The organism is Stutzerimonas zhaodongensis (assembly GCF_003696365.1).
Lineage (GTDB): Bacteria > Pseudomonadota > Gammaproteobacteria > Pseudomonadales > Pseudomonadaceae > Stutzerimonas > Stutzerimonas zhaodongensis.
In genome coordinates, this window is the sequence record NZ_RFFM01000001.1 from 624,031 (window position 1) to 640,443 (window position 16,413).

Here is a 16,413-nt window from a genome sequence, read left to right on the forward strand (position 1 = left end):
TGCAATGAAGTTGCCGTTGTTTCCCCTGGATACCGTGCTGTTCCCCGGCTGCACTCTTGATCTGCAGATATTCGAGGCACGCTATCTGGATATGGTCAGCAGCTGCCTCAAGGCCGGCCATGGTTTCGGCGTTGTGCGCATCATCGAAGGCAGCGAAGTGGGATTGGCTGCGAGCGAGTATGCCCTGACCGGCTGCGAGGCGCTGATTCGCGACTGGCAGCAGCGACCCAATGGCTTGCTGGGCATTCGGGTTGAAGGCGGCCGGCGCTTCGACGTGCTTTCAGCCGAGGTACAGCGCGATCAGCTGACGGTCGCCGAGATCAGCTGGCGGGAGGAGCCCGAGGACTTGCCTTTGCTGGATGAGCATGCCGATCTCGCGGTGCTGCTCGAGGCGCTCGGCCAGCATCCGTTGGTCGAGACGCTTGGAATGGGCCAGCCTGCGCAGGGCCAGCGATCGCTGGCGCACCAGTTGGCCTATCTGCTGCCCTTTCGGGTCGACCAGAAGCTCGACCTGTTGCAGCTGGACGAGCCTCAGCTGCAGTTGCAATGCATCCAGCGGTGGCTGGAGCAATTGCAAGGCGAAGCGTCCGACTAGCCGCGCCAGCCGGTCGTTCGCTCCGAGTCACTGGTAGCGATAGAGCAGCATGGCGCCGGGTAACGCCCAGATAGCGAACGCTCCAATCAGCCCCAGCGTCGCCGGCAATATCAGCCACCATACCCTGGGTGACATAGCGCTCATTGGCTTTCGCCATTGCACGATGGTGAGGCTCGCTGCACAAACGGTCGCAGCCAGCACGGCACCAGCGATCACATCCGTAGGCCAATGGACCCCCAGATAGACGCGCGAAAGCGCAATAGCCGTGGCCGGCAGTGTACCCAGCAGTACCCAGGCAAGGCGTAATCGTGGCGGTTGCCCACGCCCGGCCAGCACGCCGAGCGTAAGGAAAAAGGCGAACGCCGCGGAGCTATGCCCGCTCGGAAAGCTATAGCTGTGCAGCGGCTCGAGAAGGATTTCCGGGCGAATACGGCCAAATGTCGCTTTCAATGCGCCGTTGGCAAGCGCCGTCCCCAGCAGCGTGCTTATCGCGAAGGCGGCCGCTCTGCCTTGTCTCATGAGGATCAGCAGCAGGCTGAGCAGGACTGCGGCCCATAGCTGGGTCTGGAAATCGCCTGCTCGGGTAACGACTACCATGACGCGGTCGAATATCTGGCTGCGCTCGCCTTGAACGACCGTCATGAGGCCTTCATCAAACTCCTTCAGATAAGGCCAGCCTATGAACAGGCCGAGCAGGATTGCCGCACTCAGACCGGCCGCCAGGGGCGTCACCCAGCGCATCTGGTGCAGGCTGCAGTGAACGACGCCGCCGATCAACAGCAGCAGGGCGGCGATGACGATGCCCGCTTCGCCCCAGAATCCTTCCGGTAGGGGCAGGCGCACCGCCGCGCCTGCGGTCCAGCCTGGTAAAAGATAAGCCATCGACCAGCCAGCCGCCGCCACCAGGCTGACCAGAAGGAAACGCCCGAAGGGCATATCCAGCATGCCCGCCGTCAGAGGCAGCATCGGACGTAGCGGGCCGACGAACCGACCCACGAGCAAGCTGGCTATCCCGTACCGCTCGAAATAGACCTCCGCTCGCGCCAACCACTCCGGGTGGTCGCGCAAGCCGCGCATTCGGCGAATGTTCTGGTGGTAGCGGCGCCCCAGTCCGTAGGACAGCAAGTCGCCCAGCAAGCCCCCGGCATAGCCCAGCAGTAGGGTTTCGCCGAGGCTCAAAACACCGCTGCCGGCGATTACTGCGATGGCGAAGATCATCACCGTGCCAGGCATCAGCAGCCCGACTACGGCCAGGCATTCCAGGCAGGCCACTATGAATAGGCTAAGGCCCAGCCATTGAGGATTATCGGTGAGCCAGGCGGTGAGAGCGGTGAGCCATTCGGGCATAAACGTTTCCTTGGTTCGAACTGGTTCGACCCGGCGCTTGGCGCGCAGGTTTCAGGCTTTGGTGCGATATCGCTGAGGTGATGGGCGCTCTGTAACCTTCCATTGCAGCACGATTCAGCGTGCCAGGGCCTCTGCATCAGCAGCACGCCCAGGTAAACGCGGCTTCGGAGGCAAGGCTTTGCAGCCATTCGCCTGCCGCCGCTGTGCGCGAGGCGCGCGGGTAGCTATAATCAGCCGCTTTCCCTTCAGGCAGGCCAGCCAGACCATGACCGAGCCCGTACTCGACTACATGACCCGCCTCGGTCGCGCCGCGCGCGATGCGTCGCGCGTGCTTGCGCGTGCCACAACAGCGCAAAAGAATCAGGCGTTGCATGCCGCTGCCGCTGCGCTCGATGCAGCGCGCGAAGAGCTGGTCGCTGCCAATCAGAAGGATCTCTCGGCCGGGCGCGAAAGCGGGCTGGACGACGCCATGCTTGATCGTCTGGCCCTGACCCCTGCGCGTATCGACGACATGATCGAAGGCCTGCGTCAGGTCGCCAGCCTGCCCGACCCCATCGGGGAGATTCGCGATATGCGCTACCTGCCATCCGGTATCCAGGTCGGCAAGATGCGCGTTCCGCTGGGCGTGGTCGGCATCATTTACGAGTCACGTCCTAACGTGACCATAGATGCCGCCAGTCTCTGCCTGAAATCCGGCAACGCCACCATTTTGCGCGGCGGTTCTGAGGCGATTCACTCGAACCAGGCCATTGCCCGTTGCATACAGCTCGGGCTGGCTGAGGCCGAACTGCCGTCGGCAGCCGTACAGGTCGTCGAGACCACAGACCGTGCTGCGGTCGGCGCGCTGATTACCATGCCTGAGTACGTCGATGTGATCGTGCCGCGTGGCGGCAAGGGGCTGATCGAGCGCATCAGCCGTGATGCGAAGGTGCCGGTGATCAAACACCTGGACGGGATATGTCATGTATTCATCGACCAGGCCGCCGATCTCGACAAGGCCATTCGCATTGCAGACAACGCCAAGACTCAGCGTTACGCACCTTGCAACACTATGGAAACGCTGCTGGTGCATGCCTCCATCGCGCCGCGCGTTCTGCCGCCGCTGATTGCAATCTATCGCGAGAAGGGCGTCGAGTTGCGTGGCTGCCCGCGGACATGCGAACTGCTGGGCACGGATGTCGTGGCTGCCACTGAGGAAGATTGGTCGACCGAGTACAATGCGCCGATTCTTTCGATTCGAATCGTCGACTCCCTCGCTGATGCGATCGAACACATCAACCGCTACGGATCGCAGCACACGGATGCGATCGTCACCGAAAACTTCACCGATGCCCGTCGTTTCATTACCGAAGTCGATTCGGCATCGGTAATGATCAATGCCTCGACTCGCTTTGCTGATGGGTTCGAGTACGGTTTGGGGGCGGAGATCGGTATTTCCACCGATAAGCTGCACGCGCGCGGTCCGGTCGGCCTGGAAGGTTTGACCAGCGAGAAGTACGTAGTATTCGGCGACGGCCACGTGCGTACTTGATGACTGCGACCGGCACCCCTCGGCGCATAGGCCTGCTCGGTGGCACCTTTGACCCGGTGCATATCGGGCACCTGCGTGGGGCTCTCGAGGTTGCAGAGATAGTCGGGCTAGATGAGGTTCGCCTGGTCCCCAACTATCGGCCGCCACATAGAGAGACGCCCAACAGCTCTGCGCAGGACCGGTTGACCATGGTGCGCCTGGCTGTGCAGGAGTTGCCCTTGCTCGCAGTCGATGCACGGGAGCTTGAACGCGACAAACCCTCTTACACCCTCGACACGCTTGAGTCTTTGCGTGCCGAGCTGGACGAGGACGATCAGGTCTTTCTCATCGTGGGATGGGACGCGTTCTGCGGTCTTCCCAGTTGGCACCGCTGGGATGAGCTGCTCGATCATTGCCACATTCTCGTCATGCAGCGGCCGGACGCCGATAGTGATGCGCCGGAAGCGCTGCGAGACCTGTTGGCTGCACGCAGCGTGAGTGATCCGCTCACGCTTACTGGCGGTGGCGGCCAGATCGCCTTCGTTTGGCAGGCGCCTCTTGGGGTCTCGGCGACGCGAATTCGTCAATTTCTGGCCAGCGGCCGGTCGGTCCGTTTTCTGGTACCCGACGCCGTACTGGCTTATATCAACGCGCACGGACTGTACCGGGCGTCGAACTGAGGTTGTTTCACACTATGCAAAATGATTCTTTGGCCCAGCTGGCCGTTAGCGCCCTGGAAGATCTGAAAGGTACCGACATCACGACTATCGATGTCCGCGGTAAGACAAGTGTCACCGACTTCATGGTGATCGCCAGTGGCACCTCCAGCCGCCACGTGAAGTCGCTGGCCGAAAATGTCCTTGAGAAGGTCAAGGAGCAGGGCGTACGGCCTCTGGGTAGCGAAGGCCTGGATGGTGGCGAATGGGCGCTGCTCGATCTGGGCGACGTGGTGGTGCATGTGATGCAGGTGCCTACTCGCCAGTTCTATGATCTCGAACGCCTCTGGCAGGGCGCCGAGCAGAGCCGCGCGCAGCACGCGGGCGAGCAGGAATAACCGATTCGTGCGGATCAAGTTGATCGCAGTGGGCTCGAAGATGCCGCGATGGGTCGAGGACGGTTGGCAGGAATACGCCAAGCGTCTTCCGTCCGAGCTACCGCTGGAACTGCATGAAATATCGCTTAACACCCGCGGCAAGAATGCCGACGTGGCGCGGTTGATTCGTCAGGAAGGCGAGGCCATGCTGGCGAAGGTTCAGCCGGGCGAGCGAATAGTGACCCTGGAAGTGACGGGTCGGCCTTGGAGCACTGAGCAGCTGGCGTCCGAATTGGAGCGCTGGAGGCTTGATGCGCGCAATGTCAATCTGATGGTTGGTGGGCCCGAGGGCCTGGCGCCTGAAGTCTGCGCGCGCAGTGAGCAACGCTGGTCACTTTCACCGCTGACCTTGCCTCATCCGCTGGTGCGCATTCTTATCGGCGAGCAGATCTATCGCGCCTGGACGTTGCTGTCGGGTCACCCTTACCACAAGTAGTACAGCCGAAATCCACGATGTCGCAGCCGATTCCCCTCAAGGACCATGAAAAGGACGCCCGTCTGGTGCGTCAGCGGGTGATTGTGGGCGGTGCGCTGGTATTGCTGCTGATCGGTGTTCTGATCGCGCGGCTCTATTACCTGCAGGTCGTGCAGTACGAGCATCATTCGACGCTATCGGAAAACAATCGTGTTCATGTCCAGCCGATCCCGCCTAATCGTGGGCTGATTTTCGACCGCGCCGGCAAGATCATCGCCGACAACCGCCCCAGCTTCAGTCTTACGGTGACTCGTGAGCGCGCCGAAGACTGGCGTAAGACGCTGGACACGGTCGTCGAGGTGCTGGAGCTTTCCAGCGAAGAGCGCGCGCTGTTCGAGAAGCGGGTATTGCAGGGGCGGCGGCCGTTCGAACCGGTGCCGATCATGTATGAGCTGTCCGAAGAACAGATCGCGCGCATTGCGGTGGATCAGTTCCGCCTTCCTGGCGTGGAGGTGGCGGCGCAGCTGGTCCGCCATTACCCAGAGGGCAAGCATTTTGCGCACTCGGTCGGCTATGTCGGTCGGATCAACGAGGCGGAGGTCAAGCAGCTCGACCCTGTCAATTACAGCGGCACGCACCACATCGGCAAGACGGGCGTCGAGCGTTTCTACGAAGATGTTCTGCACGGTCAGGTGGGTTACGAGGAAGTCGAAACCAACGCGCGCGGCCGAGTGTTGCGGGTACTCAAACGCACCGATCCTATTCCCGGAAAAGACATTACCCTGACGCTTGATCTCGAGCTGCAGGAGGCAGCCGAGGACGCGCTTGCGGGGCGGCGCGGCGCTATCGTCGCGTTGCAGCCGTCTACCGGCGAAGTGCTGGCGATGGTCAGTCAGCCCAGCTTCGACCCGAACCTGTTTGTCACAGGCATCAGCTTCAAAGCCTACGGCGAGTTACGCGACTCGATCGATCAGCCACTGTTCAATCGCGTCTTACGCGGCCTTTACCCGCCCGGGTCGACGATCAAGCCGATGATGGCGGTGGCGGGGCTGGATACTGGTGTTGTTACCAAGAACACGCGGGTATTCGATCCAGGCTTTTTCCAGCTTCCCAACGTAAAGCACAAATATCGCAACTGGAACCGCGGCGGTGACGGCTGGGTGGATCTGGAAGTCGCGATCATGCGTTCCAACGACACCTACTTTTACGATATGGCGCACAAGATGGGCATCGACCGGATGCATGAGTACATGACCCGCTTCGGTATCGGTCAGCGAGTGTCGCTGGACATGTTCGAGGAAACCGCGGGCCTGATGCCGTCCCGAGATTGGAAGCGTGCACGGTACCGCCAGGCGTGGTATCCGGGCGAGACGGTGATTCTGGGAATCGGCCAGGGCTACATGCAGACGACACCGCTGCAGTTGGCACAGGCGACCGCGCTGATGGCTACCCGTGGCAAGTGGATCAGGCCGCACTTGGCGAAAAGCATCGAAGGCGGTTCGGCTTCCGACCCGGAACCCATTCCCGACATCGAATTGCGAGACCCGAGCTATTGGGATGCAGCGATTCGCGGTATGGAGCAGGTGTTGCACGGCGCGCGCGGCACGGCGAAGAAAGTCGGCGATACCTCCACCTATCGCATCGCCGGCAAGAGTGGCACCGCGCAGGTAGTCGCCATCAAGCAGGGTGAGCGCTATGACAGTGGCAAGCTCAACGAGCGTCATCGTGACCATGCGCTGTTCGTTGCATTTGCGCCGGTGCATGACCCGCAGATCGCCGTAGCGGTCATGGTCGAAAACGGCGAGTCCGGTTCCGGTGTCGCGGCGCCGGTTGCCAAGCAGGTCATGGACGCCTGGCTGCTGGACGCTGATGGCAAGTTGAAAACCGAGTATGCGATGCCGCTTACCGCAGAAGGGTCCAGGCCATGAGTGGTACGTTCGATCGGACTCTTTCCACTACGGATGTCATGCGTCGCCGAGCGAGCCTGTTGCAACGGATGCACATCGATGGCGTGCTGCTGCTGCTTTTGCTGCTGCTCGCGGCAGGCAGCCTTTTTGTTCTCTATTCGGCGGGCGGGAAGAATTGGGACCTGCTGATAAAGCAGGCGACGTCCTACGGTGTTGGCCTGGGCGCCATGCTTGTCATCGCGCAGTTCGAGCCAAGATTGATGGCCCGCTGGGTCCCGCTCGGTTATCTGGCGGTGGTGGCCCTGCTGGTAGCAGTGGAGTTCGTCGGGTACACCGCGATGGGGGCGACTCGCTGGATCAATATTCCTGGGGTGATCCGCTTTCAGCCTTCGGAATTCATGAAAATCATCATGCCGATGACCATCGCCTGGTACCTCTCTGGTCGGGCATTGCCGCCGGGGATCAAGCACACGATGGTCAGTCTTGGTCTGATCCTGACGCCGTTCGTGCTCATCCTGAAACAGCCGGATCTGGGTACGGCGCTGCTGGTGTTGGTGTCCGGCGCTTTCGTTCTGTTTATCGCCGGGCTGAAATGGCGCTGGATACTGAGTGCGATTGCGGCTCTCGTTCCGGTCGCCGTGGGCATGTGGTACTTCGTGCTGCACAACTACCAGAAGCAACGGGTGCTTACCTTTCTTGACCCTGAAAGCGACCCGCTGGGTACCGGCTGGAACATCATTCAGTCCAAGGCCGCAATCGGTTCTGGCGGAGTGTTCGGCAAGGGCTGGTTGTTGGGCACCCAATCGCACCTGGATTTTTTGCCCGAAAGCCACACGGACTTTATCATTGCGGTCCTTGCCGAGGAGTTCGGCCTGGTTGGTGTCTGCTTGCTGTTGTTCGTTTATATGCTCTTGATCGCGCGGGGTCTGGTGATAACGACCCAGGCTCAGACCCTGTTCGGTAAGTTGCTGGCGGGGGCGCTGACCATGACGTTTTTCGTTTACGTGTTCATCAATATCGGTATGGTCAGCGGGTTGTTGCCTGTCGTAGGGGTGCCGTTGCCCTTTATCAGTTTTGGTGGCACTTCATTGGTGACCCTGCTATCAGGGTTTGGGGTTTTGATGTCGATTCACACCCATCGCAAGTGGATCGCGCAGGTTTGATTAGAGTGAATTTCTTGAATCCATTACAACGTGGCTGGTTGGCACGAGTGCTCTGCGGAGCGGGTCTGTTTGGTGCGCTCGGCGGTACTCCGGTGGCTTTGGCCGCCGATTATCAGGGCGAGAAAGTAGCGGAATTCGTGCGTGAGATGACTGAGGATTACGGCTTTGCCAGCGAACAGCTGGTGGGCTTGTTGGCTCAGGCCGAGCGCAAACAGGCGATTCTGGACGCGATCTCCCGCCCGGCGGAGCGCGTCAAGCCGTGGAAGGAATACCGGCCGATCTTCATGACTGACTCGCGGATCGCTCAGGGAGTCGATTTCTGGCGAGAAAACGAAGCTGCATTAACCCGCGCTGAGCAGGAATTTGGCGTGCCGGCTGAGGTGATCGTCGCGATCATCGGTGTCGAAACCTTTTACGGCCGTAATACCGGCAACTATCGCGTGATCGATGCGCTGTCGACGTTGGGCTTCGATTACCCCCCCAGGCAGCCGTTCTTCCGCCAGCAGCTCAAGGAATTCCTGCTGCTTACGCGCGAAGAGCAGGTCGATCCGCTCGCCCTGACCGGGTCCTACGCTGGCGCGATGGGACTGCCACAGTTCATGCCGAGCAGCTTCCGCGCCTATGCGGTGGACTTTGACGAGGATGGTCGGATCGACATCTGGAAGAACCCGGTCGACGCCATCGGTAGCGCTGCCAACTATTTCAAGCAACACGGCTGGAAAGCCGGCGCGCCGGTGGTTGCGAGGGCGAGCGTGAAAGGTGAGCGGTACAGCGAAGGCCTGACCGAAGGTCTGGAGCCGGTCAAGAACGCCGCCGAATTGCGAGCGCTGGGTTGGCAATGGAAGACTCCCTCACCGATGGCAGACGAAACTGCGGTGACCGCTTTCCGTCTCGATGGCGCGCAGGGCGAGGAGTACTGGGTAGGCTTGCCGAACTTTTATGTCATCACTCGCTATAACCGCAGTGTGATGTACGCCATGGCTGTTCATCAGCTTGCCGATCAGTTGGCCAAGGCGCGGGGCGCGCAATGAACGCACGTCTACTTGCGGCAGCAGCGGTCGCCGCCTTTGTTGCCGGTTGTTCCTCGTCTCCAGCGCCGCAGGCGCCCGCGCCGACGCCGAGCAAGGGCATCAGCGGGCCCGGTGACTACACCCGCCCTCACAAGGACGGTGCTCCCTGGTGGGACGTGGATGTCTCCCGCATTCCCGATGCGACACCGGTGCCGCATAACGGACCGTTCAAGGCCAATCCCTATACGGTGCTGGGCAAGACCTATTACCCGATCGGTGACGGGCGTAGATATCAAGAGACTGGTATTGCCTCCTGGTATGGAACCAAGTTTCACGGTCAGCCTACCGCTAACGGCGAAAAGTACGATCTGTATGGAATGAGCGCCGCTCATAAGACTTTGCCATTGCCCAGCTACGTTCGGGTGACCAGCTTGGACAACGGCAAGAGCGTGGTACTGCGGGTCAATGATCGCGGACCCTTCTACTCGGATCGGATCATCGACCTGTCCTTTGCCGCCGCAAAGAAGCTGGGCTATGCAGAAACCGGAACCGCTCGGGTCAAAGTTGAAGGCATCGATCCGGAACAGTGGTGGGCCGAGCGCGGGCAGAAAGCGCCGCTGGTGCTTGCCCAACCGCAGAAGGCTGCTGGCCAGCCGGCCAAAACCGGGCTCTCCCAGCCGGTTGAGCAATACACCCCGCCACCTATGCAGCATGCGGGCGCAACGGTGCCGGTGGAGGTTGAGAGGAACGCCCCGAGTACGGGATCAGGGATGTTCCTGCAGGTAGGCGCGTTTGCCAATCCAGACGCCGCGCAGTTGCTGCGTGACAAGCTGAGCAGCATGACGCAAGCCCCGGTATTCGTCAGTTCCGTGGTGCGCCAGGAGCAGATCCTGCACCGGGTGCGCCTGGGGCCTATCAGCTCTGCGGATGAGGCGGCTCGGCTCGAGCAGACGGTCCGTCTGGCTAACCTGGGTAATCCACGGCGAGTGCAGGGCGACTGAGCTGCTGCTCCCGTTTAATTGATGACGCCGCTACAAATTCTTTTGCCATAGCAAACACTCTGAGAGAGCAATGACTACCACCACCTTCGTGCATCGCCTGTTTCTCCTCACCGTTCTGGCCGTGGCGCCGGCAGCCTGGGCTGAGCAGATCATTCCCTCGCCGCCGCAGCTGGCAGCGAAGTCCTATGTCCTGATGGATGCGGCCAGCGGCAAGGTGCTGGTCGAGAATGCCGGCGACGAGCGCTTGCCACCTGCCAGCCTGACGAAGCTGATGACTGCCTACATCGCCACACTGGAAATCCAGAAGGGTCAGATCTCCGAAAGCGATATGGTCACGATCAGCGAGAAAGCCTGGCGTACGGGTGGCTCGCGCATGTTCATCCAGGTCAACACCCAGGTATCGGTGGATGACCTGCTGCATGGCATCATCATTCAATCCGGCAACGACGCCAGCGTGGCGATGGCTGAGCACATCGCGGGCAGCGAAGAAGCGTTCGCTGACCTCATGAACAGCACCGCGCAGCGGCTGGGAATGACCAATACGCATTTCATGAACGCCACTGGGCTGCCCCATCCTGAGCATTACTCATCGGCGTCCGACATGGCAAAGCTGGCCCGCGCCATCATCTATGAAGATCCTGCTCACTACGGGATTTATGCGCAGAAAGAGTTCTTCTGGAACAACATCAAGCAGCCCAACCGCAATCTGCTGCTATGGCGTGACAAGACGGTCGACGGGCTGAAAACGGGTCACACCGAGGAAGCTGGCTACTGCCTGGTCGCCTCAGCCGTTCGTGACGACATGCGTCTGATCACATCTGTTTTCGGCACCAACAGCGAGCAATCTCGCGCTGCGGAAACCCAGAAGCTGCTGACTTACGGCTTCCGCTTCTTTGAAACTCGAACCTTTTACAAGAAGGGCGTAGAGCTGGCGCAGTCACGCGTTTGGAAAGGTGAGCAGGACCAGGTCAGCGCCGGATTGGCGAATGACCTGACGCTCACCGTACCGCGCGGTCAACTTGATAAGTTGCAAGCCGGCCTGACCTTCAACCCTGAACTGACCGCGCCTATTCAGCAAGGCGACGTCGTGGGCAAGGTCGAGGTCAGTCTTGATGGCCAGGTATTGCAAAGCACCGACCTGATCGCGTTGCAAGCCGTCGAAGAGGGCGGCCTCTTCCGACGCGTGTGGGATAGCATTCGGCTGTTCTTCTTCAATCTATTCAACTGAACTCTGTAGCGCGCCCATGCCATCCGCAGGGCGCGCTTGCGGATCACGAGTCCGTCGTCATGACTGAAAGCAAAAGCGAAACCCAGCCACCCAAAATAGAGTTTCCTTGCGAGCGCTACCCGATCAAGGTGATCGGAGACGCGGGTGAGGGGTTCAGCGAGGCAGTGGTCGAAGTGATCCGTCGCCATGCGCCTGATCTTGATGAAACGACACTGGTGACGCGCGACAGCCGCAACGGGCGTTTCCTGTCTGTGCAGGTTCTGGTCACGGCGACAAGCGTTGAACAGCTGCAGGCGATTCACGTCGATCTGCGCGCGACCGGGCGCGTGCATATGGTGCTCTGATGACTCCCTTGGCATTGACGAGGCGCGCTGATGTACTCGAGTGCGGATTCAGCGTTAGGGGTGATCGAGCGTGAGCGCAGGTGTGCTTGGCATTCGGGAGCTGGGGCTGGTGGACTATCAGCCCGCCTGGCAGGCCATGCAGCGTTTCACCAACGGCCGCGGGCCCGACTCCGCAGACGAGATCTGGCTGCTGCAACACCCTCGCGTTTTCACCCAGGGACAGGCCGGTAAGGCCGAGCATCTGCTGCTACCGGGCGATATCCCTGTCGTGCAGGCCGATCGTGGTGGTCAGGTGACTTATCATGGCCCAGGCCAACTTGTGTGCTATCTGATGCTGGATGTCAGGCGACTCGGAATCGGGGTGCGCGAGCTCGTGAGCCGCATCGAGCATAGCCTCATAGATCTGCTCGCCAGCTACGAGGTGCAGGCGGTATCCAAGCCAGACGCACCAGGTGTCTATGTCGACGGAGCGAAGATCGCATCGCTTGGCTTGCGAATCCGAAACGGGCGCTCGTTTCATGGTCTGGCGCTAAACGTCGATATGGATCTTGAGCCTTTCGGACGGATCAACCCCTGCGGTTACGCGGGCATGGCCATGACCCAGCTGGCCGATCTGGTCTCCGGGCCGATAGCGTTATCCGAAGTCGGTGCCCGCCTGAGTGAACAGCTGGTCAAGCATCTCGGGTACGCGCAGCAACAAGCCCTGACAGGCTTAGCCATAGACTGTTAAGCCGGGCCTACCCAGCGGGTCATTTTGGTACCAACGTCTCCCCCCAGGCGAAGCCCAGAGGTAAGCCTTGGGAGACCTGATCAGCTCAGGTTGAGCGCCGGAATCAGGCTGCTGTCGAACGGCTGGCCCGGCACCGGTACTGGAGCAGCCAGGCCTAGATTATTCTTCTCGAATACGCGGTCGGCTCTATAGCTGGAGCGCACCAGCGGGCCAGCTGCGACTTCCATGAAGCCTTTGGCTAAGCCGATATCGCGGAAGCGGTTGAATTCCTCGGGGCTGACCCAGCGCTTGACTGGCAAGTGGTTGCGGGTCGGTTGCAGGTACTGGCCGAGGGTAAGGATGTCCACGCCGATAGCGCGCAGGTCGTCCATGGTCTGCAGCACTTCCTCATCGCTCTCGCCCAAGCCGAGCATCAGACTGCTCTTGGTCAGCATCTCCGGGCGATGGCGCTTGGCATGCTCCAGCACGCGCAGGGTTTTCTCGTAGCCTGCCCGAGGGTCGCGCACCTCATGGGTGAGGCGCTTTACCGTCTCGATGTTCTGCGCGAAGACTTCCAGGCCGGAGTCCGCTACGCGCTCGATGGCTTGCAGGTCGCCGTTGAAGTCAGGAGTCAGGGCTTCCACTACCACCTGCGGGGTGCGGTCCTTGATGGCGCGCACACAGGCCGCGTAGTGACCGGCGCCGCCGTCGTCCAGGTCATCTCGGTCCACTGAGGTGAGCACGATATAGCGCAGCGCCATCAGCTCTACCGACTTCGCGGTATTCTGTGGCTCTTCATGATCCAGCCAGCCGTTTGGATTACCGGTATCCACCGCGCAGAAGCGGCACGCGCGGGTGCACACAGAGCCCATGAGCATGATCGTAGCGGTGCCGTTTGACCAGCATTCGCCCATGTTCGGGCAGTGGGATTCCTGGCATACGGTGCTGAGGCGGTGTTCGCCGACATTGCGCTTGACCGCTTCAAAGCGACTCCCGCTGGGTGCCTTGACCCGAAGCCACTTGGGCTTGGGTTCGAATACCTGGGGTTCGCTGGAGGCGCGGCGCTTCTGCCCGTCCTTGATTGCGGTGATGCCCTGAGTGGTGCGGAATTTATCGCCACTGGCAACTGTTTTGGGCTGGGAGATATCGGACATCGGCAATCTGGGCTCCGCTAGAGGCTCCGTGGACGAGGCGGCTTGTGGCCGCCGCGCAGTTTATCACAGGCGCTGACCGTTCAGTCCGTGTAGCGAGGGTTGCCAAAGTCGCCGAGGCGGAAGTATCAGGCGGCTGTATTACCGTGTCGCATGAGCCGCCGAAGCCGCACACTTGTTTACGCAGAAGGCCCGCTGGGCAGGGAATTGCCGATTGGTTGAACCACGCTTATCAAGGTCCCGCGCGCAGACGTCCAAGCAACTCCTGCGTAGGGTGTCCGTCTGCGGGCCAGCCCAACTGTTGCTGGAACCTGCGAATGGCACTACGGGTGTTGGCGCCGATGATGCCGTCCGCCGTGCCTGGGTCGAAGCCTCGCTCGGTAAGCCTCTCCTGCAGCTCAAGGCGTTCGGAACGGCTCAAAGGTTGCTCCCCTTGTGGCCAGGTTCCACGGATCTGACCGGCGCCGTTGAAGCGCTCAGAAAGTAGGCCTATCGCTAACGCGTAAGACGATGAGTTGTTGTAGCGCAGGATTGCTCTGAAGTTGTCCAGAATCAGGAATGCCGGGCCGCGATAACCTGCTGGTAGCAGCAGGCTGGCGTTTGCATCCTCCATACCGGACGGCACGCCGCTCAGACCGAGTCGGCGCCATTCGGACAGTGGCTTACGGATGCTGTTATCAGCCTGCGCGTAGTCGAAACCATCCGGCAAGCTGACCTCGAACCCCCAGGGCTGTCCAGTTTTCCAGCCCGACGCTTGTAGATAGTGGGCGGCGGAAGCCAAGGCGTCGGCAGAGCTGTTCCAGATGTCCCGGCGGCCGTCGCCGTCGAAATCCACCGCGTGGGTGTTATAGGTGGTGGGGATGAACTGGGTCTGGCCCATGGCGCCTGCCCAGGAGCCGCGAAGCTGGTCGGCGCTTACGTCGCCGTGCTGGAGAATCTCCAAAGCCGCGAGAAGTTGGCTTTTAGCGAAGCCTGGGCGCCTCCCTTCATGAGCAAGGGTAGCAAGAGAGCGAATCACGCCCTTGTCACCCATGATCTGCCCGAAGCTGCTCTCCAGTCCCCAGATCGCCACCAGCGTGTTGCGGTCGACGCCATAGCGGGCTTCTATGTCATTGAGAGTTGCTTGGTGCCGGTCCAGCAGGCTTTTGCCTCCGCTGACCCGTTGTTTTGACAGGGCGCCTTCCAGGTACTGCCAGACCGGGCGGGTGAATTCTGGTTGGCTGCGATCCGCTGTGATGATGCTCGGGTCTGGGGTGACCCCGGCAAAGGCTCTGTCGAAGACCTTGGCAGATATGCCGGCTTGCAGCGCTTCGTTGCGGAACTCATCTCGCCACTGCTCGAAGCTTTGCTGCACAGGCTCGTCGGCAGGCGCGCTTATCTCGATCTCTGCAGCCGCAGGCGTTGAGGCGCTGGGTGCTATCTCTGCAGTTGGCACCACCGGTTCGGCCGCACACGCGACCATTATGCTCAGTGCTGATCCAGCGATCAGGGTGCGTAACAACAGAACGGGAACGAAGGTGTAAAGCATGCACCAATCTCGGCAAGTCTTCGGCAGGCGACATTATCACGCTTTGAATGCCTTGGCTTTTCAAGCCGCCAGAAGGACCGAAGCCTCCCAGTTGTTGGACTGGGAGGCTTCGCGGCGGTAACTGCCTTTGCCTTTTTTAGGCTGTTCCTGGCGGCTGCGGAACAAGGGTTGCGCTACCAGTGATTTGGCCTTGTTCGGCCGTTTCCTTTGTTTGCTCATCATCTACCCTCTAAGTCGGCTGCGATCAGGCCAGCGCATCTTAAGGGTTGGGCAAAAATTGTCCAGCCGCAGACAGGCATGGTTACGATAAGGAATAACTATGCAGCAGAGTGAAGCGAGCAGGGCTTATAGTCGCACCGGTCGTCCGCTCAGTTGCAGACACAGGTCGGTCAGGCCAATCCAGGGGTCGCCCTGCGTCTGCCCCTTGATCTGCTCGTCAATGCGCTGCGCATCCATCAACAACCCCTGCCAGCCGGCTACGTCGTGGCGCTGCAGAGCCTTGCTCACCAGAGGCTTGCGCTTGTCCCATACCGGCGGCCGAGCCTGACTAAAAGCGCGGTCGAGGGGTACGCCCTGACTGTACTGTTGTGCGATGTTGGCCAGTTGGCGGATTTCCCGAGCCACGGCCCAGAGGATTACTGGCGCCTCGACGCCTTCACCGCGCAAGCCGGTCAGCATCTGCAGGATGTGCTCCGGTTGTCCCAGCAACGCAGCATCGATCAAGCCGAAAACGTCATAACGTGCACTATCAGCAACGGCTGCCTGCACCGTTTCTGTCGTGACTTGCCCGGCTTCGGCGAGCAGCTTCAGCTTTTCGATTTCCTGCGCGGCAGCTAGAAGATTGCCTTCGACACGAGCTGCGATCAGCTCCACCGCATCCTGGTCAGCCGCGAGGCCCGCCTGTGACAAGCGTTGACGAATCCACTGCGGCAGCGCTTGAGCATCAACTGGCCAGATCTGCAGGAACTGCACCTGCTTGCCGTCGATCAATGCCTTCGCCCATTTGGTCTTCTGCGTATTGCCGTCGAGCTTTGGCAGGCTGATCAGCAGGACAGTGTCCTCAGCAGGGCGGCCAAGATACTCGATCAGCGCCGCGGCGCCTTTATCGCCAGGCTTGCCGTTAGGGATGCGCAGCTCCAGCAGGCGTTTTTCGGCAAACAATGAAAGGCTGGCTCCCGCCTCGATCAGCTGCCCCCAGTCGAATCCGGTCTCGACATTGAGTACCTGACGCTCACTGAATTCTTGCTGACGGCACGCGCCGCGAATGGCATCGCACGCCTCCTGACACAGCAGATGCTCATCTCCGCTGACCACATATACAGGCGAGAGGGCACCTTGCAAATGTTTAGCGAGTTGGGCGGGGGCTAACTTCATGTCGGGATACGGCCGGAGCCGCCGAAGCGGCTCAGGCT

The 16,413-nt window shown here is 60.7% G+C and carries 17 protein-coding genes; 12 read left to right on the plus strand and 5 right to left on the minus strand.

Features of this window, described 5'->3' with window-relative positions:
- Positions 1 to 4 precede the first annotated feature (4 nt).
- On the plus strand, positions 5 to 595 hold the full coding sequence (locus EA797_RS02725) for an LON peptidase substrate-binding domain-containing protein (RefSeq protein ID WP_122163656.1): 591 nt from the start codon (positions 5 to 7) through the stop codon (positions 593 to 595).
- Between the two features lie 27 nt (positions 596 to 622).
- Here EA797_RS02725 and EA797_RS02730 read toward each other — a convergent pair whose 3' ends face one another.
- Positions 623 to 1,942 carry a bifunctional DedA family/phosphatase PAP2 family protein gene (locus EA797_RS02730; protein WP_122163657.1) on the minus strand — a complete coding sequence of 440 codons (1,320 nt, stop codon included), beginning with the start codon at positions 1,940 to 1,942 and terminating at the stop codon, positions 623 to 625.
- 265 nt (positions 1,943 to 2,207) lie between these two features.
- Here EA797_RS02730 and EA797_RS02735 point away from each other — a divergent pair, with 265 nt between their 5' ends.
- The 11 genes from EA797_RS02735 to lipB all read left to right on the plus strand — a co-directional run bounded on the left by EA797_RS02735 (position 2,208) and on the right by lipB (position 12,343).
- The gene (locus EA797_RS02735; RefSeq protein ID WP_122164655.1) at positions 2,208 to 3,473 is read left to right on the plus strand and encodes a glutamate-5-semialdehyde dehydrogenase; all 1,266 of its coding nucleotides are present in this window, start codon (positions 2,208 to 2,210) and stop codon (positions 3,471 to 3,473) included.
- Positions 3,473 to 4,132: a nicotinate-nucleotide adenylyltransferase gene (gene nadD / locus EA797_RS02740; protein WP_122163658.1), complete on the plus strand. Its 660-nt coding sequence runs from the start codon at positions 3,473 to 3,475 to the stop codon at positions 4,130 to 4,132. The genes EA797_RS02735 and nadD overlap by 1 nt, the downstream gene beginning before the upstream one ends.
- 14 nt (positions 4,133 to 4,146) lie before the next feature.
- Positions 4,147 to 4,506 (plus strand): ribosome silencing factor, encoded by a 360-nt coding sequence (gene rsfS, locus EA797_RS02745; protein ID WP_045424039.1) that lies wholly within the window; start codon positions 4,147 to 4,149, stop codon positions 4,504 to 4,506.
- A gap of 7 nt (positions 4,507 to 4,513) precedes the next feature.
- Positions 4,514 to 4,981: a 23S rRNA (pseudouridine(1915)-N(3))-methyltransferase RlmH gene (rlmH, locus tag EA797_RS02750; protein WP_045424041.1), complete on the plus strand. Its 468-nt coding sequence runs from the start codon at positions 4,514 to 4,516 to the stop codon at positions 4,979 to 4,981.
- 17 nt (positions 4,982 to 4,998) lie between these two features.
- Positions 4,999 to 6,888: a penicillin-binding protein 2 gene (gene mrdA / locus EA797_RS02755; RefSeq protein ID WP_122163659.1), complete on the plus strand. Its 1,890-nt coding sequence runs from the start codon at positions 4,999 to 5,001 to the stop codon at positions 6,886 to 6,888.
- A complete protein-coding gene (rodA, locus tag EA797_RS02760) occupies positions 6,885 to 8,030 on the plus strand; it encodes a rod shape-determining protein RodA (RefSeq protein WP_122163660.1) in 1,146 nt (381 codons plus the stop codon). The genes mrdA and rodA overlap by 4 nt, the downstream gene beginning before the upstream one ends.
- A gap of 47 nt (positions 8,031 to 8,077) precedes the next feature.
- Positions 8,078 to 9,061: a lytic murein transglycosylase B gene (gene mltB / locus EA797_RS02765; protein WP_122163661.1), complete on the plus strand. Its 984-nt coding sequence runs from the start codon at positions 8,078 to 8,080 to the stop codon at positions 9,059 to 9,061.
- Positions 9,058 to 10,041 (plus strand): septal ring lytic transglycosylase RlpA family protein, encoded by a 984-nt coding sequence (locus tag EA797_RS02770; RefSeq protein ID WP_122163662.1) that lies wholly within the window; start codon positions 9,058 to 9,060, stop codon positions 10,039 to 10,041. The genes mltB and EA797_RS02770 overlap by 4 nt, the downstream gene beginning before the upstream one ends.
- A gap of 70 nt (positions 10,042 to 10,111) precedes the next feature.
- Entirely contained in the window at positions 10,112 to 11,269 is a 1,158-nt protein-coding gene (locus EA797_RS02775; protein ID WP_122163663.1) for a D-alanyl-D-alanine carboxypeptidase family protein, read from the plus strand.
- Positions 11,270 to 11,328: 59 nt separating this feature from the next.
- Positions 11,329 to 11,613 (plus strand): DUF493 domain-containing protein, encoded by a 285-nt coding sequence (locus tag EA797_RS02780; protein WP_122163664.1) that lies wholly within the window; start codon positions 11,329 to 11,331, stop codon positions 11,611 to 11,613.
- 70 nt (positions 11,614 to 11,683) lie between these two features.
- The gene (gene lipB, locus EA797_RS02785; RefSeq protein ID WP_122163665.1) at positions 11,684 to 12,343 is read left to right on the plus strand and encodes a lipoyl(octanoyl) transferase LipB; all 660 of its coding nucleotides are present in this window, start codon (positions 11,684 to 11,686) and stop codon (positions 12,341 to 12,343) included.
- Between the two features lie 80 nt (positions 12,344 to 12,423).
- Here lipB and lipA read toward each other — a convergent pair whose 3' ends face one another.
- From lipA to holA, 4 genes are all read right to left on the minus strand, one after another.
- Positions 12,424 to 13,476: a lipoyl synthase gene (lipA, locus tag EA797_RS02790; RefSeq protein WP_122163666.1), complete on the minus strand. Its 1,053-nt coding sequence runs from the start codon at positions 13,474 to 13,476 to the stop codon at positions 12,424 to 12,426.
- 229 nt (positions 13,477 to 13,705) lie between these two features.
- Positions 13,706 to 15,001 (minus strand): lytic murein transglycosylase, encoded by a 1,296-nt coding sequence (locus tag EA797_RS02795; RefSeq protein WP_122163667.1) that lies wholly within the window; start codon positions 14,999 to 15,001, stop codon positions 13,706 to 13,708.
- Positions 15,002 to 15,061: 60 nt separating this feature from the next.
- Positions 15,062 to 15,220, minus strand: coding sequence for an alternative ribosome rescue factor ArfA (arfA, locus tag EA797_RS02800; protein ID WP_122164656.1), 159 nt, complete (start codon positions 15,218 to 15,220; stop codon positions 15,062 to 15,064).
- A gap of 126 nt (positions 15,221 to 15,346) precedes the next feature.
- Positions 15,347 to 16,375, minus strand: a complete 1,029-nt coding sequence (gene holA, locus EA797_RS02805; RefSeq protein ID WP_122163668.1) for a DNA polymerase III subunit delta — start codon at positions 16,373 to 16,375, stop codon at positions 15,347 to 15,349.
- Between the last annotated feature and the right edge of the window lie 38 nt (positions 16,376 to 16,413).